The 23,990-nt window shown below is 37.9% G+C and carries 18 protein-coding genes, 1 pseudogene and 1 riboswitch; of the genes and pseudogenes, 17 read left to right on the forward strand and 2 right to left on the reverse strand.

The window, feature by feature from the left end; genetic code table 11:
* Nucleotides 1-130: 130 nt before the first annotated feature.
* The 6 genes and pseudogenes from MHB44_RS01745 to MHB44_RS01770 all read left to right on the forward strand — a co-directional run bounded on the left by MHB44_RS01745 (nt 131) and on the right by MHB44_RS01770 (nt 5,533).
* Nucleotides 131-2,572: an InlB B-repeat-containing protein gene (locus MHB44_RS01745; protein ID WP_341301327.1), complete on the forward strand. Its 2,442-nt coding sequence runs from the start codon at nt 131-133 to the stop codon at nt 2,570-2,572.
* A gap of 121 nt (nt 2,573-2,693) precedes the next feature.
* The gene (locus MHB44_RS01750) at nt 2,694-2,924 is read left to right on the forward strand and encodes an Rpn family recombination-promoting nuclease/putative transposase (protein ID WP_053993396.1); all 231 of its coding nucleotides are present in this window, start codon (nt 2,694-2,696) and stop codon (nt 2,922-2,924) included.
* A 38-nt stretch (nt 2,925-2,962) separates the two neighbouring features.
* A pseudogene (locus MHB44_RS01755) lies at nt 2,963-3,025 on the forward strand (IS200/IS605 family transposase); the annotation flags it as partial.
* Between the two features lie 35 nt (nt 3,026-3,060).
* On the forward strand, nt 3,061-4,173 hold the full coding sequence (locus MHB44_RS01760) for an RNA-guided endonuclease TnpB family protein (RefSeq protein ID WP_341301328.1): 1,113 nt from the start codon (nt 3,061-3,063) through the stop codon (nt 4,171-4,173).
* 128 nt (nt 4,174-4,301) lie between these two features.
* Nucleotides 4,302-5,150, forward strand: coding sequence for an Rpn family recombination-promoting nuclease/putative transposase (locus tag MHB44_RS01765; protein WP_341301329.1), 849 nt, complete (start codon nt 4,302-4,304; stop codon nt 5,148-5,150).
* Nucleotides 5,151-5,290: 140 nt separating this feature from the next.
* Nucleotides 5,291-5,533 carry a DUF4351 domain-containing protein gene (locus tag MHB44_RS01770; protein ID WP_341301330.1) on the forward strand — a complete coding sequence of 81 codons (243 nt, stop codon included), beginning with the start codon at nt 5,291-5,293 and terminating at the stop codon, nt 5,531-5,533.
* Nucleotides 5,534-5,878: 345 nt separating this feature from the next.
* Here MHB44_RS01770 and MHB44_RS01775 read toward each other — a convergent pair whose 3' ends face one another.
* Nucleotides 5,879-7,144, reverse strand: coding sequence for an Nramp family divalent metal transporter (locus MHB44_RS01775; RefSeq protein ID WP_341301331.1), 1,266 nt, complete (start codon nt 7,142-7,144; stop codon nt 5,879-5,881).
* A 192-nt stretch (nt 7,145-7,336) separates the two neighbouring features.
* Here MHB44_RS01775 and MHB44_RS01780 point away from each other — a divergent pair, with 192 nt between their 5' ends.
* The 10 genes from MHB44_RS01780 to MHB44_RS01825 all read left to right on the forward strand — a co-directional run bounded on the left by MHB44_RS01780 (nt 7,337) and on the right by MHB44_RS01825 (nt 21,950).
* Nucleotides 7,337-9,832, forward strand: coding sequence for a LuxR C-terminal-related transcriptional regulator (locus MHB44_RS01780; RefSeq protein ID WP_341301332.1), 2,496 nt, complete (start codon nt 7,337-7,339; stop codon nt 9,830-9,832).
* 27 nt (nt 9,833-9,859) lie between these two features.
* On the forward strand, nt 9,860-12,382 hold the full coding sequence (locus MHB44_RS01785; RefSeq protein WP_341301333.1) for a LuxR C-terminal-related transcriptional regulator: 2,523 nt from the start codon (nt 9,860-9,862) through the stop codon (nt 12,380-12,382).
* Nucleotides 12,383-12,503: 121 nt separating this feature from the next.
* A complete protein-coding gene (locus MHB44_RS01790; protein ID WP_341301334.1) occupies nt 12,504-14,828 on the forward strand; it encodes a leucine-rich repeat protein in 2,325 nt (774 codons plus the stop codon).
* 124 nt (nt 14,829-14,952) lie between these two features.
* Complete coding sequence (locus MHB44_RS01795) at nt 14,953-15,648, forward strand: response regulator transcription factor (RefSeq protein ID WP_341301335.1); 696 nt, start codon at nt 14,953-14,955, stop codon at nt 15,646-15,648.
* The gene (locus tag MHB44_RS01800) at nt 15,638-16,933 is read left to right on the forward strand and encodes a HAMP domain-containing sensor histidine kinase (protein ID WP_341301336.1); all 1,296 of its coding nucleotides are present in this window, start codon (nt 15,638-15,640) and stop codon (nt 16,931-16,933) included. Before MHB44_RS01795 ends, MHB44_RS01800 begins: the two co-directional genes overlap by 11 nt.
* On the forward strand, nt 16,930-17,601 hold the full coding sequence (locus MHB44_RS01805; protein WP_341301337.1) for a PepSY domain-containing protein: 672 nt from the start codon (nt 16,930-16,932) through the stop codon (nt 17,599-17,601). Before MHB44_RS01800 ends, MHB44_RS01805 begins: the two co-directional genes overlap by 4 nt.
* Before the next feature lie 90 nt (nt 17,602-17,691).
* Nucleotides 17,692-18,201 (forward strand): PepSY domain-containing protein, encoded by a 510-nt coding sequence (locus MHB44_RS01810; protein WP_053993385.1) that lies wholly within the window; start codon nt 17,692-17,694, stop codon nt 18,199-18,201.
* A gap of 263 nt (nt 18,202-18,464) precedes the next feature.
* Nucleotides 18,465-19,229 carry a hypothetical protein gene (locus tag MHB44_RS01815; protein ID WP_341301338.1) on the forward strand — a complete coding sequence of 255 codons (765 nt, stop codon included), beginning with the start codon at nt 18,465-18,467 and terminating at the stop codon, nt 19,227-19,229.
* Nucleotides 19,230-19,831: 602 nt separating this feature from the next.
* Nucleotides 19,832-19,933: riboswitch (purine riboswitch) on the forward strand.
* Between the two features lie 134 nt (nt 19,934-20,067).
* Complete coding sequence (locus MHB44_RS01820) at nt 20,068-20,652, forward strand: xanthine phosphoribosyltransferase (protein ID WP_341301339.1); 585 nt, start codon at nt 20,068-20,070, stop codon at nt 20,650-20,652.
* Nucleotides 20,652-21,950, forward strand: coding sequence for a nucleobase:cation symporter-2 family protein (locus tag MHB44_RS01825; protein ID WP_341301340.1), 1,299 nt, complete (start codon nt 20,652-20,654; stop codon nt 21,948-21,950). The genes MHB44_RS01820 and MHB44_RS01825 overlap by 1 nt, the downstream gene beginning before the upstream one ends.
* Nucleotides 21,951-22,039: 89 nt before the next feature.
* On the opposite strand, the gene MHB44_RS01830 is transcribed toward MHB44_RS01825, so the two are convergent.
* Nucleotides 22,040-22,228, reverse strand: a complete 189-nt coding sequence (locus tag MHB44_RS01830; RefSeq protein ID WP_053993383.1) for a hypothetical protein — start codon at nt 22,226-22,228, stop codon at nt 22,040-22,042.
* A 1,166-nt stretch (nt 22,229-23,394) separates the two neighbouring features.
* Here MHB44_RS01830 and MHB44_RS01835 point away from each other — a divergent pair.
* Complete coding sequence (locus MHB44_RS01835) at nt 23,395-23,916, forward strand: DUF2179 domain-containing protein (protein WP_053993423.1); 522 nt, start codon at nt 23,395-23,397, stop codon at nt 23,914-23,916.
* Nucleotides 23,917-23,990: the final 74 nt, after the last annotated feature.

Here is a 23,990-nt window from a genome sequence, read left to right on the forward strand (position 1 = left end):
GTCCGCACTTGATGAAGCAGCCAGTAAATTAAATGCAGGGGCAACGGCAGTAGAAATTTGGCTAGCACAAGGCACGTATAAACCGAAAAAAGAAGTTGGGGGAACAGGCCCTCATTATAAAACCTTCCAAATGCAAAATAACGTAGCCATTTATGGAGGCTTTAATGGTACAGAAACCGAGCTAACAGCACGCAATTGGGAGCAGTATCCAACAATTTTGAGTGGTGATATTGATAACACACCAACCAATAATACAGGAAATAGTTACCATGTATTCTATCATCCGGATGGCTTGCAGTTAAACTCTACAGCCATTTTAGACGGTGTAACGATTACAGGGGGGAATGCAAATGATGGTGGATATGGTGATTTCCGTCTATCTAAATATGGAGGCGGCATGTACAATGGTAATAGCAGCCCCACGCTAACAAATGTCACAATGAGTGGCAATGAAACAAAATTAGCGAATAAAGGAGCTATCTGTGGTGGCAGTCCAAAAATATACAATAGTCTCATTGCTGGCAATAATGGCGAGCCAGCGCTTCATTCAAGTGTTAGCGCGACGATTGAAAACAGCTTACTGGATGTAGCGGAAAGTGGAAATATTTTAGCTAAGTTCCATCAGTCAACAACAGATATACAAAACGTTACGTATATACCTGAAGCTATTTTTATAGACCCAAGTCAGCGAGATTACCAATTACGAGCAGGGTCGCCAGCGATTAATAAAGGAAATAATACGCGCAATACAGAATTGAATGACCTTTTAGGCAACCCACGTAAGCAAGGTACCTTCATCGATTTAGGAGCGTATGAATCGGAATTCGCTTATCAGGTGGACTATGATGTAAATGGCGCAACAGGTGGTATACTCGTTGATAAAATGACTTATAAACAGGGCGACACTGTAACTGTACAAAATAATAGTGGCATTTTAGAAAGAACAGGTCACACATTCGTAGGCTGGAACACACAAGCAGATGGCACAGGCGATGACTATGCTGAAAATGCCTCTTTTACAATGGGCACACAAAATCAGACATTCTATGCCCAGTGGACACCTAATCGCTATGCAGTAACCTTTGAATCAAATGGCGGTAGCGATGTTGCCGAACAACAAGTTCTGTATAACGAAAAGGCAATTGCCCCTCCTGTGCCAAGCAGACAGGGCCATACATTTGCTGGCTGGTATACGGATGGGAATGACAAATGGGATTTTGTCATTGATGCCGTCACGAAGGATATCACGCTGTATGCTCAGTGGACAGAGAATCCAACGTATAAGGTGACCTATGATTCAAATGGTGCAACAGATGGTGATATACCAGAGGACACGCAAAGGTATGAGGAAAATACGAGTGTGACAGTGCAAGGCAATAGCGGCAATTTGGCAAGAACAGGCTATACATTTGTCGGTTGGAATATACAAGCAGATGGGAAAGGAACATCATATCAAGCAAATGATACGTTCCAAATAACAGCGAATATCAAACTATATGCCAAGTGGATACCAAATATCTATAAGGTAATCTTTGAATCAAATGGCGGTAGCGCTGTTGCTGAACAACAAGTTCCTTACAATGAGAAGGCAATTGCCCCTCCTGTGCCAAGCAGACAGGGCTATATATTTGCTGGCTGGTATACGGATGAGAATGAGAAATGGGATTTTGCCGTAGATGTCGTCACAAAGGATATCCCCCTCTATGCTCAATGGAAAGTCATTTCCAATCCACCACCAACAGATGGAGGCAGCAATCCACCACCTATCTCAAATAATAACGATGCACCACCCGCAAAGGTAACAATCACCTTGCATACAAATGGTGGCACAGCGATTGCACCAATTGACATTGCCTATAATACAAAAATTAGTGACTTACCTATCCCAACACGGGAAGGTTATCGCTTTGCTGGTTGGTATCAGGATGAGGAATTGACAAAGCCATGGGCAGCGGACACGGTGCTGCGCGAAAATATTTCACTTTATGCCAAATGGACAGCACTACCTGTGGAAGAACCTCAGCCACAGCCTGAACCTGAAGCACCAAGCCCAACCGTAACCTTTAGCGATATCCAACGCCATTGGGCAAAAGAAATGATTGAGGAACTAACGGCACAAGGCATTATACAAGGCTTTGAGGACGGTACCTTCCGACCGAATGAATCGATCAGCCGCATGCATGTCGCCGCATTACTCACAAGGGCATTTTCCTTTGAACAAGTAAGAGCAGGCGATGATTTCAAGGATGTATCCCCAACTCACTCTTACTATGAAGCAATTATGACCTTGCAACAGGCGGGCATTGTTGATGGAACAAATGGTGCGTTCCTGCCAAACGAAAAGATGACACGCGCACAATTGGCGAAGGTGCTAGTAGGTTTAATGGGACGAACACCTGAAGGCACAAGCTCCTTTACAGACGTAGCGAGCACGCATTGGAGTGCAGGCTATATTGCGGTGCTAGAGCAAGAAGGCATTGCGCTTGGGGATAATGATAAATTTAATCCAAATGTCCCTGTGACAAGAGCGCAGTTTGTGACGTTTTTATATCGGATTTTGCAAAATCAGTAAATGAGAAAAGCTTGGAGGGAATTTCCTTCCAAGCTTTTTCGTCTGCTATTATTCGCATCCCGACATACAAAATTGTATAATAGATGTAAGAAAATTGGTGAGAAATGAGGTGATAAGGTACGTGAAATTGAGGAATCCGCATGATAAGTTTTTCAAGGAGTCATTTGGTAATGTCGAAGTCGCCAAGGATTTTTTGTTGAATTATTGTCCACCAGAAGTATTGCAAGTATTGGACTTAGCGACACTAGCGCCGCAGAAGGATAGCTTTTTAACCCCTGAGTTGGAAGAAAGCTTCTCCGATTTAGTATTTAACGGCTTTCCGAAAGAAGTCTCCCATCCTGAAGGAATGTGAAGGTTCGAATAGCACCAATAGTAGGTGGGAGGTATATTTGGTCAAGAAGCTTCTGCCTACTTCCAACAGGCGGTGTCCCAATAGATACCATCAAAAAATAGATTGAAAATCAAGGTCAAAAGTGAGGTGAATTGATATGACCAAACAAAACAAAGCTTTCAAATTTCGTTTGTTGCCAAACAAAGAACAATCCGTCTTATTAGCTAAGACATTTGGTTGTGTTCGCTTTGTCTACAATAAGATGTTAGCTGAACGCAAAGAAACGTATGAAAAGTTTAAGAATGATAAAGAAGCACTTAAAAAGCAAAAGTTTCCGACTCCTGCAAAGTATAAAGGTGAATTTCCATTCCTAAAAGAAGTGGATTCACTCGCTTTAGCGAATGCACAAATGAACTTACAGACAGCTTATAAGAACTTTTTTGAAGGAAATGCTGAATTTCCAAAGTTCAAAAACCGTAAAACAAAACAATCCTATACAACTAACTTTGTCAATGGAAATATCGAATGGAAAGATGGTCATATCAAGTTACCAAAACTGAAACTTGTGAAAATCAAACAGCATAGAGAAATTCCCAAGAATTACAAACTAAAATCATGTACAATCTCAAGAACAAGCTCAGGAAAATATTATATTTCTGTCCTAACAGAATACAAAAAAGACATACAGCCTAAAAAAATAGAAAATGTCGTTGGGCTGGATTTTGCTATGGCTGAATTTTACGTGAGTAGTGAGAATGAGAAAGCCAATTATCCTCGGTACTATCGTGTCATGTCAAAAAAATTAGCAAAAGCACAACGTATTCTATCGAAACGCAAGAAAGGTTCTGCACGTTGGAACGAGCAACGACGAGTAGTGGCTAAGTTACATGAGAAAGTGGCGAACCAACGCATGAATTTCCTTCACCATAAGTCAAAAGAGTTAGCTTCTAATTTTGATGCTGTTGTGATGGAGGATTTGAACATGAAAGGAATGTCTCAAGCCCTTCACTTTGGAAAAAGCGTTCACGACAACGGTTGGGGGATGTTCACTACTTTCCTAGCGTATAAGCTAAAGGAACAAGGGAAACAACTTGTGAAAATTGATAAGTGGTTCCCTTCCACTAAAAAGTGTTCTTGTTGTGGTGCAGAAAAACCGATGAAACTATCTGAACGCACCTACCATTGTTCCTGCGGCTATGTGGCAGATCGAGACTATAATGCAGCAATCAATATCAAAAACGAAGGTATACGCCTATTAGCGTTATCGTAAGCACCAAAACTCTTGGAACAAGAGGGGTAGCTCGGTCAGTTTTCGTTGGCTAGTAAAAGCAACGATAAGTCGAGAAGCCCCCACTTCAAGCGACTCGCAAGGGTGGTAAGTGGTGGGAGTAGTTCACAGTGGATATTTGTAAGCGAGAAGGCTATTTATATTTATTATTCGAGCATAAAAGTTATCGTGATACAGGCACAGCTTTACAATTGCTTCGCTATATGTTGGCTATTTGGGAGGCAAAACAGGTGAAAGAGCATGCCATGAAGCTGCCTGTTATCCTGCCCTTGCTCATCTGTCATGACAATCGAGAATGGCGAGTGCCAACAAGCTTAGGGGAATTACTAGAGGGCTATCAGGAGTTACCCGTAGCACTCCAAAAATATATTCCGAATTTCGAGTATTTACTCTATGATGTGTCGCAATATAAGGATGAGGACATTCGTGGCTCTGTTCGCAACCGCATCTTGCTCACCCTGCTGCGTGATGCCCGCCAAAAACAAGGCAGTGCCTTACTTGCATCCATTCTACATGCCTTTTATTATTTAGGGGAACTAGAAGATAAACAATCGGCTGTTGGCTATATTGAAACGATGTTGCGTTATATTGCGGAGGTAGGAGATCAGCTAAAAAAAGAGGATATGGAGAAAATCATTGAACGCCTCGAAAATTATGAATTAAAAGGAAGTGATATCACCATGACATTAGCGGAAATCTGGAAAAACGAAGGTTGGGAAGAAGGACTGCAACAAGGTGTACAACAAGGGTTGCAACAAGGACTGCAACAAGGTGTACAGCAGGGAGAAATAAAAGCCCTCTCTCGCACAGTCCTGATATTGTTAACCCAAAAATTCGGTGAGCTACCGGAGGAACTAAAGCAGGCAATTAACCAAGCAAATACAAAGGCATTAAATTCAATTACTGCAAATATTTTCACAATTAATAGTTTGACAGAAGTGAGGGTGTATTTGCAGTAATAGCCACCAGGACTTGAAGGGATATTTCTTTAAAGTCCTTTGTTTATCTATGAATGTAGATAAACAATTGGTGTGGAAGATTAGCTAAAAAGGGGATCAAACGCCTTGAAAATTATGAATTAAAAGGAAGTGATATCACCATGACATTAGCAGAAATTTGGAAAAACGAAGGTTGGGAAGAAGGATTGCAACAAGGTATACAGCAGGGAGAAATAAAAGCCCTCTCTCGCACAGTCCTGATATTGTTAACCCAAAAATTCGGTGAGCTACCGGAGGAACTAAAGCAGGCAATTAACCAAGCAAATACAAAGGCATTAAATTCAATTACTGCAAATATTTTCACAATTAATAGTTTGACAGAAGTGAGGGCGTATTTGCAGTAATAGCCACCAGGACTTGAAGGGATATTTCTTTCAAGTCCTTTGCTTATCTATGGATGTAGATAAACAAAGCATAATAAGATCTTCCAAATGAGAAACAATGTAGCGATTTAAGATGGGTTTGATGGGACAGAAACCAATAAGAGCGATAATGCCTACCATGTATTTTATCATCCAGCCGATTTGGATTTAGATGAAACAGTCATTTTAGATGGCTAACCATTGATAGATGATGTAATCCTTTTTAGTATTAACTATATAGCTAATATTGAAAGGGTCTTTTTTACAGATAGCTTAGATGAGGAAAGCTATGTAGAACTTTATTATTTCAATCAATGAAACGTACTTTTAACCAAAAATTGTTTCCCATAATAAATAAATATTCAAAACAACAACGATAACAACGACAAACCAACCTAAAATTGTTGTTATGCGATGGTTAACTAAGCTACCCATAATGTCACGTTTGCTTGTAAACAGAACAAGAGGGACAAGAGCGAATGCAATGCCGAAGGATAGAATAACCTGACTAAGAACGAGAGCATAGGTTGCATTGACACCAGAGGCGATAATGACTAGCGGAGGTAACATGGTAATGGCTCGACGCAAATAAAGTGGAATTCTTTTTTGAATAAAGCCCTGCATAACGACATCACCTGCTAAAGTCCCAACAGAGGAACTGGCTAGCCCTGCAATAAGTAAGCCAAGACCAAAGGAAATAGCCGCCATTGGGCCAAGCGCATCCTTTAAGCCATTATAGGCGATATCTAAATCCTCCACGACAATGCCTTGTGTATGGAATACGGCTGCCGCAATAATTAGCATGCTCATATTAATTGCACCAGCAATCAGCATTGCGATAAGAATATCAATAAACTCAAAACGGAAGATACGTTGTTTTTCAACCTCATTACGACCTACAATACGATTTTGTGTTAATGAAGAATGTAAATAAATCGCATGTGGCATTACTGTTGCGCCTAAAATACCTGTTGCTAATAATAAAGAATCTACTCCCTCAAACTGCGGTGTCAACATACCAATGGTTACATCGCCCCAATTTGGCTGTGCTAAAAAGGTTTGGAAGGCAAACGCTAGCACAACGATTAACACCATACCAGAAATACCAGCCTCAAATGCCCGAAAGCCTCTTCGTTGTAATTCTAATATCGCAAATGATCCAACGGCTGTAATAATGGCTGCAGGTAGCATAGGAATATTGAATAATAAATAAAGCCCTAATGCTGCCCCAATAAACTCAGCAAGGTCAGTTGCAATAATAACTAATTCAGCCTGTATCCATAAAAAAATAGATGTTTTTTTAGAAAAATGTTCACGTGCTACTTCAGGTAGGTTTTTGCCTGTCGCAATGCCAAGCTTTGCTGATAAAGATTGAATGAGCACAGCCATTAAATTAGAAAAGACAATAACCCAAAGCAATAAATAGCCATATTGAGAGCCTGCTGTAATATTTGTTGCAAAATTACCAGGATCAATATAAGCAACAGCTGCTATAAAAGCAGGACCAAGAAACGGCAAAAAGCGTCGCCAGCCTTGTATATCTCCATCTAAAACCGCCTCAGCAGCCGATTTTGTTACTTGTTTGTATGCCATAATGTTCCCTCGTTTCAAAAAATATCGTAAATGAAATAAAGTTTCCTATAGGAAAATAATATAGTAGTATTCTAACGCTAGGATTTAAAAATGTGAAGTAATTTGCTTAGTAGTATGTATCCTGTAAATAAAATGGCAGGAAAATTCAAAAATATATCGAACTAATGATTAAGATGAAAGGGGGCTAAAAAGATGGAGATGGTCTGGGTAAAATCAAAAGTAACAATGCCACGTATCATACCAAATGCTATCGAGAGAAAGAAATTATTGACCATTCTTACTAATAATCGAATGAAGAAATTAACCATTATACAGGCACCGGCAGGCTATGGTAAGACAACGTTGCTTAGTCAATGGCTGGGACATATAAAGGAAGCTGTGGCATGGTTTACAATCGATCGAAATGATGATGAGCCCATCCGTTTTATCAAATATTTAATACATACTTTATCTTTCAGCCTCAAACAAGAACTATATCATTTACTGGATGAAAGAGCGCCCCTAGAAACAGTTGTAGATACATTGTTAAATGAGTTAGAGCTGTATAAGGAAAATATGCATATTGTTTTAGATAATTTTCAAGCAATTCAGCATCCTCAAATTCATCAATTTCTTATTCGCTTCATCGAATATTTACCAGCTAATATATGTATCTATCTAACAACTCGAACTCACCTAGAGCTACCACTAGCAAATTGGCGTATAAAGGGATGGATGTTAGAGGTGGGAAGCCGTCAATTACGCTTTGACTTAGAGGAACTACAAGCTTTTTACTATGGTTCTTCTAATGAGGAGCAGCAGGTTACTGCATTAAAACCCTTGTTAGAGGAAACGGAGGGGTGGATAGCAGGTATCCAGCTTATGAGATTGTCAACGGATGATGGTGAGTATATTCATGAATTTTTTATGCAGGAAATTGTGACAATGTTGCCAGCAGCACTACAGGATTTTTTAATTCGTACCTCAATATTAAACCATTTAGAGCCAAGTATTTGCACTGTTATAACAAATGAAGCAACCAGCCTAGCGACCCTTATGAAATTAGAGAGCAATGGTGTATTTATTGAACAAATGGCAAGCCATCCATCTGTTTATCGTTATCATACGTTATTTCGAAAGGCACTACAGAATGAGTTTAAAAGGCGTTATTCACCTAAGGCCGTTACTGCTATTTATTGTGAGACAGCTACCATTCTATGCCAAAGAGGAGAGTATGTAGCTGCAATTGAACTTGCCCTAAATGGGGAGCTGTATGAGCTAGCACACGAGTGGATTCAGTGCTACTTGGTGGAAATATTTGCTGAGGGGCATACACTATTATTTGGAGAATGGGTACAAGTATTAAGACATGCACAGTTTTCCGTAGATATTAATTTGCTTGTTTTATATATTACTACGCTATTTTCGATGCATGAAATAGACAAGGCGAATGAAATTATTGAGGAGCTGCTTTTTAAGCAAGATGCCTTGCAATGGATGGATGGCTTTAAATTTATCGCTGTATCCAAAATCTTTGAAATTATTAATGCATACGTTGCTTATATGAAGGATGGCAATCTCGAAAAAGCCAAAGTAGGCTTACAAACACGTGTCAATGTAAGAAAGGAAAAGTCATCTTTATATCGTATTTCCTTAAAATATAACCAATTTGAGCCTAGAATTTTGCGTACAATGGCAGGTATGAAAGGGAAATTTTTGCCAGCAGAAAAAATAGATGCCCTTATTCAGGTATTATGTGATAGTGAAATAAAGGAACGAAATATAACAGGCGTTACCTATGGGTTATTGGCAGAGATACTATATGAAATAAATGATAGAGAGAGGGCAAGTAAGGAACTAGAAACTGCCTTACAATACGGTTTGCGTTTTCAAGACCCAGGATTGTTTATACCGATGTATCTATTAAAGGCTCGTATTTATATGACGAACAAACAATTTGAAGAGGCACATATATTGTTGCATGAAGCTATGAAGGAAACAGATAAGCCCTATTGGATTGGTGTATTGTATATAATGAAAGCTCAGGCCTATTTACAGGAAGGAAATATTTCATATGCGCAGCGAGAGTTTTTTAGAGTGACTGATTTTATTAATTACAAAATTGCACGAAGAAATCCATTTTATTTATTTGTTCAAAGCAAAATATATTATGCTAAAAATCAGATAGAGGAAGCGCTACAAATCGCGATTCGTATGAAAGAGGGGGCGATTCAGGACAAGCAAGTGGGCACATCCATTGAAGCAAGTTTAGTAGAGGCAGCATGTCATTTTGAACTAGGAAAAGAGGAAGCTGCTATAACAATTTTACATGATGCCCTTGAACAAGGCGCTTTGTATGGCTATTGTCGCACCTTTTTAGAAGAGAAGGCCGTATTTCCGTTGCTTCATAAATATTGGCGTATACGTCAGCATAATAAACGCGATGTCTTTCAGTCAGTCTCTTTAACATATGTTCATAAACTATTGCAGAAGGATCATTATGCAGATAAATGGCTAGATAGCTTTACATTACGAGAAAAGGATGTTTTACAATTGCTTGCAGAGGGTGCTTCTAATAATGAGATTGCTCAGCACTTACAGCTTACAGAGGGAACCATTCGTGTTTATTTAACAGAGATATACGCTAAAATGGGTGTGAAATCTCGGACGAAGGCAATGGTGTGGGCGAAAGAATGGCTGGGCTATTAAACATGTAAAGTAGAAGGGGGTGAAAAGATGCCAAATATTTTATTAGCCTCGAAAACAACTATACCTAAAATAAGTAAGCACATTATTCATCGACAACGTTTAACGGCTATTTTTCAACAAGCACAGGCCAAGCTTATAGTAGTACAGGCGCCAGCTGGGTATGGTAAAACGACCTCAGTAAGTAGCTGGTTTTATCAGCTTGATTCAGCCGTTGCTTGGTATACAGTGGATCAAACGGATAATGATCCGATGCGTTATTGGAAATTACTTATGCATGCGATTAGTCATGCTTTACCTACAGAATCAGTAGCTCGTATTACAGCCATTCTTCATGCTCAGCCACAGCTACCATTAGCCTATTTAGTAGATACCTTCTTGCATGAATTAGCGCAATCTACCAAGGAAATTCATATAATGATTGATGATTATCATCATATTCACAATGAGGCAATTCATCAAATGATGACTCGTCTTATTGATTTCTTACCAGAGCATTGCGTTATTTATCTAGCAAGCAGATCAACGGTTTCGCTCCCTTTTATAAAATGGCGACTAAACCACTATTTAGTGGAAATTGGTGTAGAGCAACTTCTTTTTACATATGAGGAGATAAAGGAATTTTATCATAAGCTTAATAGACAAATGGATACAAAGGAGCTACAAGAGGTTTTTGATAGAACAGAGGGCTGGGCTATCGGCTTGCAATTAACGAATTTAGCTAGATTTAGCAAGGCTGATGATGAACCATTAAAAGGAAGTAATTCGTATGTCACGCAATATTTAGTGAAAGAGATTTTTGCCAAGCTTGATCCACCTCTTCAAACGTTCCTTCTTTATACTTCGTTGCTGGAGCAACTAACTCCTGCTACTTGTAATCTTCTAACGGCTCGTCACGATGCTCAACAGGTTTTAGTAGAGCTTGAGAAACAGGGATTATTTATTAGTAGAATTGAAGCACAACAACAGATTTATAAATACCACAATCTATTTAGACAAACATTACGACAAGAGCTGCAGAAGCAATTTTCTCATCAAGATATTTTGGCACTATATGAAAAAGCTGCTGTTTCCTTATATAACAGTGGTCATTTTTTATCTGCTATTGAGCTTGCATTAAGTGGTGAGATTTTCACCTATGCAGAACAATGGATTCATGAACATATTGTAACCTTCCTTTCCTGTGGACAATCCACCTCTTATATAAACTGGATGAATATTTTATTGGCGAATGGTTGTGAGGTTCATCCAGAGTTGATGGTAATGTATGCCTATACACTTGCTGTATTGCACAATTTGGACGAGGCCTATCAAATGATAGTGGAGCTGGAACAAAAGAATGAAGCCAATCAATGGATGGAAAAAGCTGAATATGCATCTGCTGTAGATGATTTTTTAGGGGTGAAAGCCTATATTGTTGTTATGAAAAATGGCAACCTTGCACAAGGGGCAGAATACATTCGGCAAAGGCTGGAGAGAAAGCCTGCTGGTTCAAAATGGGATGCTATCTTTATACAATATAACCAGAAGGAGCATATGTTGTTTCGAACAAATATAGGCTCTAAAGGGAAGCTACTTTCAGATGAACAAGCAATGTCCTTTTTTGCAAAGTTTCGAACAGGTGAGTTTAGGGATTTAAGCATGACAGGTTATAGCTATGGCATGCGTGCGGAAAAATTATATGAGTGGCATCGCTTTGATGAGCTATCCATAGAGTTAGAGGAGGCTTTACGTGCTGGTCATCAATTTCAAGATGCAGGATTATTAGTACCGATGTACATGTTAAAAAGTAAAATAGCTGTTTTAGATAATCAGTATATTGTAGCGCAAGCTGTGTTAGACCATGCAATGGAGATTGTCAGCGAACATTATTGGATAGATATGATCAGGGTGATGAAGGCACTTGTATTTTTACGTGAAAATCATATTGTTCAAGCAGAGCAGGAGCTAGCCAAGTTTGAAGAAAATATAGCAATGGATTCGCCATTCTATTCACTTGTTAAAGCACGGATCTTGCTGATGAAGGAACAGCTTTTAGAAGCACAGCAACTTATTGTAGAAGTAAGATCACAGGCAGAGCAACAAGGGCAGCTATCTACTTGGATTGAGGCAATGACTTTATTCGCCACTTGTCTAGCAAAGCAAGAGAAAACAGAGGAAGCTTTATGGACATTACATCAAGCCCTAAAATTAGCTGAGCCGTATCAATATATCAGAACCTTTATGGATGAGCCTCAAACATATACTTTATTAAAAAATTATAAAGCTCTTCGACAGCAATCCTCTAATAAGGAGTGGAGTGAGGTTTCCATGAATTATGTTGAACATTTACTAGAGTGTGCTCAAAAGCATAAGCAAATACCAGTATTAGAGTCCCTTTCAGCTCGTGAACGGGAAATATTTTCGTTATTATCTGAAGGTGCTTCTAATAAGGAAATAGCCGAGCAGCTATTTTTATCTGAAGGTACAATACGCGTCTATCTTTCAGGAATTTACAGTAAGCTAGGTGTTAAAAACCGAGCACAGGCAATATTATTAAAACCAATGGAATAAGGTCATCCGCTATCGTTTCTAGGTAGCGGATTTTTTGCATGAAAACAATTAACATTCCTCAATAGCAGGCATAAATGATTACCTTTAAGATAAAGGAGAATTTAAAGAAAGGAGAGTCTATATGAAAATTCAAAGTGTTAGATATGGAATATGGTTCATACTATTTTTCTTTATGATAATAATAAAAATGCCTGTTACTTTTGCTAATGAAGCGGACTATGAATGGACAAATAATAGGGATGGAACAGTAACGATTAGAGATTACATTGGTACAGATACGGCGATCACCATTCCAAGCCAGGTAAATGGTAGGTTAGTAACAGCTATAGGTAGTGGAGCATTTGGTGAAAAAGGTCTTACTGAGGTGGTTATACCAGACAGTGTAACCAGTATTGGAGATGTGGCATTTGCAGAAAATCAATTAACATATGTGAAACTACCCAATAACCTTACAAAAATAGGTGAAGGTGTATTCTTTACGAATAAACTTACTACTATAGAAATACCAGATCAGGTCACACAAATTGGCACATATGCATTTTTAGATAATAAGCTTGCTACAATAAAGCTACCAAGTCAACTTAAGACAATTGAGGATTTCGCATTTACAGAAAACCAATTAACAAGCATTGAGCTGCCGGAAACCTTGAAGTCCATAGGAGAATGGGCATTTTCAGATAATCAACTTACCTCTTTAGCAATTCCTTCTAGTGTCACAAGTATAGGAGAATACGCATTTGCCACAAATCAGCTTTCGAATGTGACCATTCCCTTAAGCATAACAAGCATAGCGGAAAGTGTATTTCTCGATAATCAACTAACAACTATAGAGATCCCTAGTAGTGTAACGAATATTGGTAGATGGGCATTTGGAGAGAATCAAATTAGTAGTGTGGAAATTCCTAAAAATGTAATAACTATTGAGGATAACGCCTTTACTGACAATGATCTTAAGCATGTAAAAATATTATCGGATGCAACGATTCTTTTAGAAGACATTTTTAATATGAATCCAAGTGATTTAACTATTTATGGTCATGATGCATCGACTGCACAAGCGTATGCAAATCAATATAATCACCTGTTCGAATTACTTACTTATCAGATTATCTATGATGGAAATGGCTCTGTACAAGGAAATACACCAGTTGATACGAATAGGTATCCAAGAAATGCTCAAGCAATGATCCTAGATAATATAGGGGCTTTAGAGAAAACAGGCTTTGCATTTGAGGGTTGGAACAGCACTACTGCTGGGGATGGTATAGATTATGCAGTAAATAGCCTGATTGATATTGAAGAATCAAATCTTACCTTGTATGCGAAATGGGTAGCAAATTCATATGACGTCACATTTCATACAAATGGAGGAACAGTAATTACTCCTGTTACCGTAATATATAAGGGGCAAGTAAGTGAACCAACAGCTCCGACAAAAGCAGGGCATACATTTGCGGGTTGGTATAAGGATGAGGCATTGAATATTCCTTGGGACTTTGCTACAGATGTGATAATAGAAGATACAATCTTGTATGCCAAGTGGAACGTAGTACAATATACATTAAATTTTAATACAACAGGTGGAAGCTCGGTTCCGTCACAACAGGTTATTTATAATACACTAGCAACTAAGCCTGCTGATCCAACAAAAGCAGGCTATACATTTGCAGGGTGGTATAAGGATGCTCAATTCACAACAACGTGGAATTTTAATACAGATGTAATGATAGCGGATCTTACTTTATATGCCAAATGGCTCGCAAATGGTTCGTCAGGTGGGGGAGGAAGCAGTAATTCGTCTCCAGCTCCAACACCAACAGAATCAGCACCAACGCCAGAGCCAACCATGCCTGAAAAGCCAGAACAGCCTAAACTGGAAGAGCTATTAGAGCCACAATCACCAGAGCCAGCGCCACAGCCAGAAGCAGCTATAATTTTCTCAGATATCTTACAGCATCACTGGGCATGGCAGATGATTCAGGAGATGGCGAAGCAAGGCATCATTACAGGTTATCCAGATGGTACATTCCAGCCAAATGCACCGATTCAGCGCCAGCATGTTGCGTTGATGCTGACACGGGCATTAGAGCTAGAGCCGAAAAAAGAGGCGCTAGCATTTAATGATATTCCAGAGAGTCATCTCTATTGGGAGGTAATTAATCAGGTACAGCAGGCTGGACTATTTGATGGCATAGATGGCAACTTCCAGCCAAACGCTAATATGACACGCGCTCAAATGGCAAAAGTATTGGTAGTGGCTTTTAACTTTACTGCTACTGAGCAAGAAACATTTAAAGATGTACCCGCAACGCATTGGGCTTATGATTATATTGCCATTCTTGCAGCCAATGGTATCGCAATCGGTGATAATGGGAACTTTAGACCGAATGACCCTGTGACACGCGCAGAGTTCGCAGCATTATTATATAGAGCTTTGCACCACTAACTAAAAATCTCACCCTTAGCGATCAACAAGGCTTTTGGTGAGATTTTTTTCTCATTGTTTTCTAATTAGACTTTGACCTCCCGTATCGTTTACGATGTAAGAAAAGAAGAAGGACTGATTCGACATGCCCCATCGAATTTTAATTATAGAGGATGAAGAAAATATTGCGAGAGTGCTACAGCTTGAGCTTCAATTTGAAGGCTATGAGGCAGAGATGGCACATACAGGAACAGAGGGCTTGTTGCTATACCGTGAGCAGCAGTGGGATCTAATTTTACTAGATATTATGCTACCTGAGATGAGTGGTATCGATGTGCTAAAACGTATCCGTGCAACAGAAGCACAGACGCCTGTTATTATGCTGACGGCTAAAAGTGAGGTAGAGGATAAGGTAAAAGGACTGGATCTAGGAGCAAATGATTATGTAACAAAACCTTTTGAAATTGAGGAATTACTGGCACGTATTCGTAACGCTTTACGGTTTTCACAAAAGGCTAGCCCAAAGCAAATAGCTCTTACATTTGGACATTTATCTATAAATGAACAAACAAGAGAAGTTGTATATTTTGATAAGGAAATTCAACTGACACCACGAGAGTATGATTTATTGCGCTATTTGCTGAAGCATCCAAAGCAGGTACTAACAAGAGAACAGCTACTAGAGGCTGTTTGGGGCTATGACTATTATGGGGATACGAATGTGGTGGATGTTTATATTCGTTATGTTCGGCAAAAGCTTGAAGCTGCTAATGCAACGCCTCTTATTCAAACAGTGCGTGGTGTCGGATATGTGCTGAAGGAACAGAGCTATGAGACTTAAGACAAAAATTCATCTGCTAACAACCTTGTTAATGCTCGTTATTTTAATAGCAACCAATAGTGGCATTTATTTTTTGTATGAGAAATTTGCCTACAACACAGAACATAATCAGCTTCAGACACGTGCAAATGAATTAAGCACCACATTAAGTCAATTAAATGCTCAAACCGATCTCCAACAAGTATTAAGAGCCTATATGCCAACAGATGGTGCTGTTTATATTTATGAAGGAGAGCATTTAAAAACAAAGGTTCAGGCTACCCTCGAAATGCCAGATGGTCCCTCTATCAGCTATACAATGCCAGCAATATGGGTTGATGGTACGGTTGTAGCTATAACATTGCAACAATCTATGGAAGCAGTAGCAAGTACATTGGAGCTATTAAAGGTGATATTAGTCGTTGTATCTGTGATGGCAACAATTCCGATTTTTTTAGCAAGCCTAATGCTTGGGCGTCTGATTTTATTACCATTAGAGCGTTTAAATAACACGATGCGTAAAAGTGCGCTGACAGGGAAATATGAAAAAATAGACATTCCAAGCAAGGGTGGAGATGAATTAACCGATATTAATCGTACTTTCAATATAATGATGGAGAAGCTTGAACAGCATTATCAAAAGCAACAGGAGTTTGTGTCCAATGCTTCTCATGAATTAAAAACACCTATAACAGTTATTGAAAGCTATGCAAAATTACTGTTAAGAAGGGGCTTTGATAATAGGGAAGTAGCGCAGGAATCGCTACAAGCTATTGTCAATGAATCATCTCGTATGCATGAAATGGTGCTACAACTGCTAGAGCTAGCCAAAAATAACGAGCATCTGGACATCCACTTTGAACAGCTTGAGCTTGTGCCATTTTTAGATAAAGTTGCTACGCAAATGCAACAGGCTTATCATCGAACATTTATAGTCGATGTATCACTGTCAATCTATATTGCTAGTGATGAAAAAATCTTAAAGCAGCTATTGTTTATTTTACTGGATAATGCACGGAAATATAGCGAGGATGAAGTGCGTATTTCTGCTAAGGAAACGACCAATTGTGTAAGGGTTACGATTCAGGATTTTGGCATCGGTATTCCAGCAGAGCATATTCCTCATTTATTTGAGCGCTTTTACCGTGTAACAGAGGATCGTAATCGAAAAACAGGTGGCTCAGGATTAGGGCTTGCCATTGCTTATGAGCTTGCTAAACAATTGGGCATTACGATAGATGTGGAAAGTACACTTGGGGAAGGCTCGAGCTTTACCTTATGTATACCAAAGGAGGAACAGCGATGAAAAAATGGATGGTGATAATTGCTGTTACTCTCCTTCTTTGTAGTGGGATAATTTGGTTTATTCAATATCGTTATTTTCATGCTGAGCCACTTAGTGAGGCAGAGGCTGTACAGCATATTGAAACAATCTATCAGGCACATGTGACACAGGTGGGGAAACAAGGAAATAACTATGAAATGCTTTTTACGAGAGATAAAATAACGTACACCGCTATGTTTGATGCGATAACACAGGAAGTAGCAGATTTAAAGGTCAAAGAAGTACACAATCAATTATTGCTAACAGAAAACGAAATAAGACAGTTAGTTAAAAAAGAATACAGTGAGATAGAGAGCGTTATATTAGCAGATAATGTATATACAATGCGTGTTGAAAAAGAGAACAAGCAAAAAGAGTTAACAGTAGATGCCTTTTCAGGTGAAATTATAGCTGAAAGGGATATCGAACCGTCTAAGCAGCCTATAGAGGGACAAATCCTTTCGGCACAACACGCTATTCATATAGCACAGCAGCAATTAGAGGGGGAAGTAGACTCAGTGGATTTTGAAGAAACAGCAGAGGGTGGCTACTATTTAGTCGAAATTGAAACAAAGGACGATGAAGCTACTTTTCAAATTCATGCTGTCTCAGGAAAAGTCATGTCTGTTATATGGGATGACGATCACTAATCCATTCTCATGAAATTCTAATGTTCTCCTTATAGTCCTATCATCTTTCCTTGGTAAGCTAATAATAGATAAAGTAAAGGAGAGATGGACATGAGAAAAATAATGATAATTCCAGCATTAGTGGTTACCCTTGGAGTTGGCGCTGCTATTGGTTCTACAACGTTATTATCAGGAAATGCCCAAGAAAAAAAGGTATTAACTATGCAGGAAATAGAGAAGAAGGCTTTAGCGGTTGTGGATGGAACAGTAGTAGACATTGAGCTTGGCCGTTCTATTTATGAAGTAGAGGTGCATACGGATACGGAAGAGTACGACTTAAAATTTGATGCCTATAGTGGGAAGCTATTAAAGCAGAGAAAAGAGTATCGAGATAATGATGATTGGGATGACTATAATGTTCCAGCCACTACTACGAAAATGATTACGAAGGAGCAGGCTATTGAAGCAGCTCTAAAAAAAGTACAAGGGACAGTGACAAAAATTAAGCTGGATGGCGGCTTTTATGAAATTGAAATTAGAGATGGCCAATATGAATATGAAGTAGATGTTAATGCAATCTCCGGAGAAATCGTAACTTTTGAACAAGATATTGAAGACTGATATAGAAGCTGGGCTGTTAGGAAGGATTTTGTCTTTCCTAACAGCTCTTAGTTTTTGTTAGGATAGGATGTTGCTGTTCTTAGTCGGGGAAGCATTTCATTTATTTGATATCATTATATTCCTCTCGCAAAAGATTATTCAGCATATGGAAGCAATCTATCAAGTGCATGGGACACAAATAAGGAAAATGACGTTAAAATTTGAATCATCATAATTGAAATGTATTTTAATAGTTTAAGAAATAGGAAAGGAGCAATTTGAAATTGAAAAATGAATTTGGTGCGATGTTATTGGTAAGCGCTGTTATGTTTTCAGGATGTAGTCCAGATAATGAGGGAGATCGTGCGCAAAAACAACATTCTAGTGAACAACAAGTAACACAAGAGGAGATAACAGATGCAACATTCATCGGTGCTTCTGAAGGCAACGAAGTAAAATTATATAAAGCAACAAACGGTGTCAAGCTCAATATGAATGGTAAAGCGAAGGATTTTCAATGGGCAAATCCTGGTGATACAGGAACAGACCCACAAGTGTTTTATACAGATGTTACGGGAGATGAGGAGAAGGAAGCTGTTATTATTCTTTGTACGGCTAGAGGAACAGGGTTAAGTATGTTTGATATTCATGTTGTGGATAAGGATTTGCAAGAAATGAAATTTCCTAATTATAAGGAGATTGTTGCAGAGTATATAGCATCAAATGTTGTGAAAAAAGATGCTAATACGTTAGGGATTACGGTGAAAGTACAAGGAAAAGAACAGAATTTTGATTTTGAATTTGCTGATTTTGGTTTCGATCCACAACCAGATTTAAAGTTAGAGCAGGATGAACTTGCTTTCGGGGGTCAAATTACTTATTTTTTAGAAAAACAAAAAATAAAATTAAACCTTACAGGGTCGGTGGCTATATACCCGTCTCCAACATATGTCATTGATTTTACGATTACATATGCATTTGATGATAAGAAGAATGAGTTTATTGTGGATCAAATAGATGTGAAGCCTGTAGAATATAAAAAAGAGTAACCATTTATGATATTGTAGAATACACGATTAGCAATGAATTAATTAGAATGAAAAAGAAACGTAGAACTAAATGATGCAAAATTGATGGACTGATAGTGAGCATATTGCTATGTAGGAGTGACTGTAGTGGCTAATTACTGAAAAGTATCAGATTAAGATGACTACAATATTTCACCCACTACCACGAAAAAACAGGCTATTGAAGCAGCTCTAAAAAAGAGTGATAAAATTAAGCTGAAAGATGGTTTTATGAGGATTTTTGATACAATATATGGTAAACTGAGGTTTTTGAACAGATAATTGAAGACTGATATAGAAGCTGGGCTGTTAGGAAGGACTTTGTCTTTCCTAACAGCTCTTAGTTTTTGTTGGGAAAGGATGTTGTTATTTCACAAAAATGTCGTCATTATGAATATACCTTTTTTATTTATCAAAATAATACTAGCAAGCTCGAAAAGAGTCTGCTATAATCAGTACGTTGATTGAAAACACGAACATTTACAATTAAAAAACTATAGAATGCCATTAAATTCCGAAAAATCAAACTTTTTTCGAAGAAGATGAAAGCTTATTCCGAATAAAGTGATAAATTGGGTATTCTGATGGTTTTATACAAATCCACTCATATAATAGCGAGAATAGGGCTCGCGAGTTTCTACCGATTTACCGTAAATAAATCGACTATGGGTAGCAATGCTTTTAGAGAACTTCAATTATTCTGATGTTTTCTATTCGTTTCGACGTTTTTACGCTGAATGCTTTGCTCCACTCGTAGCTGACTGGAATCAAGGTATTCAGCGTTTTTTTATTAATTTTAAGAAAGAAGGACATGACAGCCATGAAGTTATTACACGATAAAATTATGCAAGAGGGTAAAGTGTTATCTTCCTCCGTATTAAAGGTCGATTCATTTTTAAACCATCAAATTGACCCAATGTTAATGAAGGAAATCGGTCATGAGTTTGCAAATCGCTTTTCTGACCAAGTGATTACAAAAGTTTTAACAATCGAATCTTCAGGAATTGCGCCATCTGTTATGCTAGGCTTAGAAATTGGAGCACCTGTTGTATTTGCACGTAAACGTAAATCTTTAACATTATCAGATAATCTTTTTTCATCAAAGGTACATTCATTCACAAAAAATGAAACAAATGATATTTCAGTGTCACGTAGTTTCTTAAATGAAGACGACAATGTCTTAATTATTGATGACTTTTTAGCAAATGGGGAAGCGGTAAAAGGCTTATTGGATATTGCTACACAGGCTGGCGCTCATGTTGTGGGTGTTGGTATTGTTATTGAAAAGGGCTTCCAAGATGGCGGTAAATTATTGCGTGAACAAGGCGTACGTGTAGAATCATTAGCAATTGTAGATTCTCTTGAAGATGGTAAGGTGACATTTGCTACGGAGGCTGGCGCGTAATGAATACCTTTAAATCCACAACGCTAGCGATTCAACATTTGCTCGCAATGTATGCAGGAGCCATTTTAGTCCCACTAATTATCGGTGGTGCAATTGGCTTTGATTCAGCACAGATGACCTATTTAGTGGCGATTGATATTATGATGTGTGGTGTCGCTACACTGTTACAAGTTTATTCAGGTAAATTTATCGGTATCGGTTTGCCAGTAGTTCTAGGCTGTACATTTACTGCAGTGAGTCCCATTATTGCGATTGGTACAAACCCCGAACAAGGTATTACAGATATTTATGGTTCAATAATTGCTTCAGGAGTAATCGTCATGATTATTGCAGGCTTCTTTGGAAAGCTTGTGAAATTTTTTCCGCCAGTCGTAACAGGCTCAGTTGTTTCGATTATCGGTATCTCCTTATTACCAGTAGCATTAAACAATATGGCGGGTGGACAAGGTGCAGAAGATTTTGCATCAGGCTCTAATATTGCGTTAGCATTTATTACACTAGCGATTATTTTAGTTGTTTACCGTTTTTCTACTGGATTTGTCCGTGCTGTTTCTATTCTGATTGGCTTAGTGGCTGGTACAATTTTAGGTGCAGTTATGGGCAAAGTTGATTTTAATCCAGTGACAGAGGCAGATTTTTTCCATATGGTACAGCCTTTCTATTTTGGAATGCCAACATTTGATGTAACGGCTATTATTACAATGACACTTGTAGCAATGGTATCTCTAGTTGAATCATCAGGTGTCTATTTTGCACTCAGTGATATTTGTCATAAAAAATTAGATTCAAAGGACTTAGCTCGCGGCTATCGTTCAGAGGGGCTTGCTTCTGTAATTGGCGGTATTTTTAATGCCTTCCCATATACAACATTTTCACAAAACGTGGGATTAACACGTATGTCTGGCGTAAAGGACCGTAAAGTCATTTACATCACAGGTGGTCTACTTGTAGCATTAGGCTTCCTACCAAAAATTGCAGCGTTAACAACGATTATTCCTACATCTGTACTAGGTGCGGCAATGTTAGCGATGTTCGGTATGGTTATTACGCAAGGTATGGGGATGCTTGTACCTGTTATGAATGAATCAGCGGAAAACGCGATGATTGCTGCTATTGCAGTTAGCCTTGGTGTCGGTGTATCGGTCGTTCCTGGCATTTTTGATGCACTACCAGAAAAAGTTTCAATTCTTACATCTAATGGTATCGTTTGTGGTTCTGTCACAGCGATTATCCTTAATATTTTATTCAACATGATTGGGCCGAAGCATAAGAAAGACCCAATGCATGGGGAAGCTTAAACAAATATGTCATCCTCTTATAGACAAGGGGATGACACTTTTCTATATGGAAGATTTAATAGCATAACAATAACTAAAAGTAAAATAGATTATTTGGAAATTTCCTCAGGTGTAGCTGTTATTTTTAGTCTCTCCAATTCAATCTTTTCAGATTCTACCTCTAATTCTTTCTGCTTCACTAAATATTCTTTTTTAATTTGATACATCTTTACAGCTCCCAGAACTGCAATAATAAAAGCAAATACAAGCATTAAAATTTGAATATTTGAGAAATACAAATAAAACACCTCGCTTTCAACTTTATATCGAATTATTTACCAACATTCAAACTGATTCATAAATATTGCTATAAGATTCCTCTTTTTATAAGAGATCCCTATCAAAATCAAATTTAACAACTTTTCAGGAGATTTTAAAGGATTTGGTAAATAATCTATATTTATTTGGTATTTATGTATAATAAAACGAAACACTTATTATACTTATATGATTTATATTGGGTGAAACAGTAAAGGTGAAGCTCTAACGGAACTAATATTGTATAATTTTAACATAAAAAATTAGAGTTTGATGATGATGTAAATTACAAAGAAGATGAAGAAGGGGAACCTTCAACATATGGTGTAGTCGCATGGCTTGCAGGAATTGGCCTTGGTTCTATTGTTGGATATTTTTTCTGGGAACGATATCTTACACATAAAGAAAAAATGAATTGTATGAATAAATGTTTTGCTCAGAGGGGCAACCCAGTAATTGACTCGAGAGATAATGCTGGTTTAGATGGAACAACTGATGCAATGGCAGCTCAAAAAATTGGTGGATATAGCTTTGCGTGTAAAATACCATAAAGCGATTAAGAATGAAAAGTTCTAAATAAGCAGATACGATTTTAATTATGTTAATATAATAAAAAGGGTTTTAGTAACTATGTGAGACGCTGAAAGAGATTGCTTGAGCTAAGGCCTTCACACATGGTGTAGCATAAGGGAAGGCTGTGGAGCTAAAACTATCAAAGTAAGTCTTAAAGTGAAAGCTCGTTTATTTTAGTAGAACGGAAATAACTATATTACTATTTGCTCACTATACTCTTAAACATGGAGTTGCTGAGGCTTCTAAATAAAAAGCTCGATATATGGGGAAGTTGAAAGAAAAAATTATACCATCTCCTAATAACTAAGGTGGTGGTATTTTTACGTAGAAAATTCTAAATATAATGCTGTAAAACTAACTAAAAATAAAGGTATTGTCTCAGTGTATATAGAAATATATGCGATAAGAAAGATAAGGGGGGAGGATGTTAAATAAATAGAGACACTAAAATTGTATTATTGATAGAGGAAATAAGGATTTAGCGTTTTAATGCTCAGTAACAAGGGGATAGAATAAAATCATTGAAGCAAATATACACTGAAACGATTATTACTTTTAGAAAGGTCTTATGCCAATGCAAAGTATAATTTTAATTTTAATTCTTCAGCTAGTTTATGTACCCTTTTTAACACTACGCACAATATTTTTGGTAAAGAATATTACCTTCCTTGCTGCTATATTTGGTATGGTGGAGATGTTGGTGTATGTATTTGGCCTTTCACTTGTCTTTAGTGGAAAACAAAGTATATTTGCCATGGTTGTCTATGCATTTGGCTTTGGCTTAGGTATATTTTTAGGGGCTAAAATTGAGCGTAAGCTAGCAATAGGCTACGTTTATGCAACCATTAATACGCAAAGTAAAAATGAAGAGCTTGTTAAATTTTTACGTAATGAAGGATTTGCTGTAACCATCTATGTTGGTGAGGGAAGAGATAGTAATCGCTATAAATATGAAATCCTCACTAAAAGAAATCGTGAGGCTGAGCTCTTTCAAATCGTAGAGCAATTTGAGCCTACTGCTTTTATTATCTCCTATGAGCCTAAATCATTTAAAGGTGGTTTTTTAGTCGCTCGCATGAAGGCAAGACAAAAGTAAAAAATTCTATATTAGAAAAGCGCAAAATTTCAACTATTGAAAATTGATTTTTTGCGCTTTTTAACTTTTTGATT

The organism is Lysinibacillus sp. FSL H8-0500 (genome assembly GCF_038051955.1).
GTDB classification, from domain to species: Bacteria; Bacillota; Bacilli; order Bacillales_A; family Planococcaceae; genus Lysinibacillus; species Lysinibacillus macroides.

Excerpts from the sequence above, each read along its gene's own strand:
- MHB44_RS01745 (WP_341301327.1), top strand. The coding sequence starts at position 131 with ATGCAAAATAACGTAGCCATTTATGGAGGCTTTAATGGTACAGAAACC.
- MHB44_RS01760 (WP_341301328.1), top strand. The coding sequence starts at position 3,061 with ATGACCAAACAAAACAAAGCTTTCAAATTTCGTTTGTTGCCAAACAAA.
- MHB44_RS01770 (WP_341301330.1), top strand. The coding sequence starts at position 5,291 with ATGACATTAGCAGAAATTTGGAAAAACGAAGGTTGGGAAGAAGGATTG.
- MHB44_RS01775 (WP_341301331.1), bottom strand. The coding sequence starts at position 7,144 with ATGGCATACAAACAAGTAACAAAATCGGCTGCTGAGGCGGTTTTAGAT.
- MHB44_RS01780 (WP_341301332.1), top strand. The coding sequence starts at position 7,337 with ATGGAGATGGTCTGGGTAAAATCAAAAGTAACAATGCCACGTATCATA.
- MHB44_RS01785 (WP_341301333.1), top strand. The coding sequence starts at position 9,860 with ATGCCAAATATTTTATTAGCCTCGAAAACAACTATACCTAAAATAAGT.
- MHB44_RS01790 (WP_341301334.1), top strand. The coding sequence starts at position 12,504 with ATGAAAATTCAAAGTGTTAGATATGGAATATGGTTCATACTATTTTTC.
- MHB44_RS01795 (WP_341301335.1), top strand. The coding sequence starts at position 14,953 with ATGCCCCATCGAATTTTAATTATAGAGGATGAAGAAAATATTGCGAGA.
- MHB44_RS01800 (WP_341301336.1), top strand. The coding sequence starts at position 15,638 with ATGAGACTTAAGACAAAAATTCATCTGCTAACAACCTTGTTAATGCTC.
- MHB44_RS01805 (WP_341301337.1), top strand. The coding sequence starts at position 16,930 with ATGAAAAAATGGATGGTGATAATTGCTGTTACTCTCCTTCTTTGTAGT.
- MHB44_RS01810 (WP_053993385.1), top strand. The coding sequence starts at position 17,692 with ATGAGAAAAATAATGATAATTCCAGCATTAGTGGTTACCCTTGGAGTT.
- MHB44_RS01820 (WP_341301339.1), top strand. The coding sequence starts at position 20,068 with ATGAAGTTATTACACGATAAAATTATGCAAGAGGGTAAAGTGTTATCT.
- MHB44_RS01825 (WP_341301340.1), top strand. The coding sequence starts at position 20,652 with ATGAATACCTTTAAATCCACAACGCTAGCGATTCAACATTTGCTCGCA.
- MHB44_RS01835 (WP_053993423.1), top strand. The coding sequence starts at position 23,395 with ATGCAAAGTATAATTTTAATTTTAATTCTTCAGCTAGTTTATGTACCC.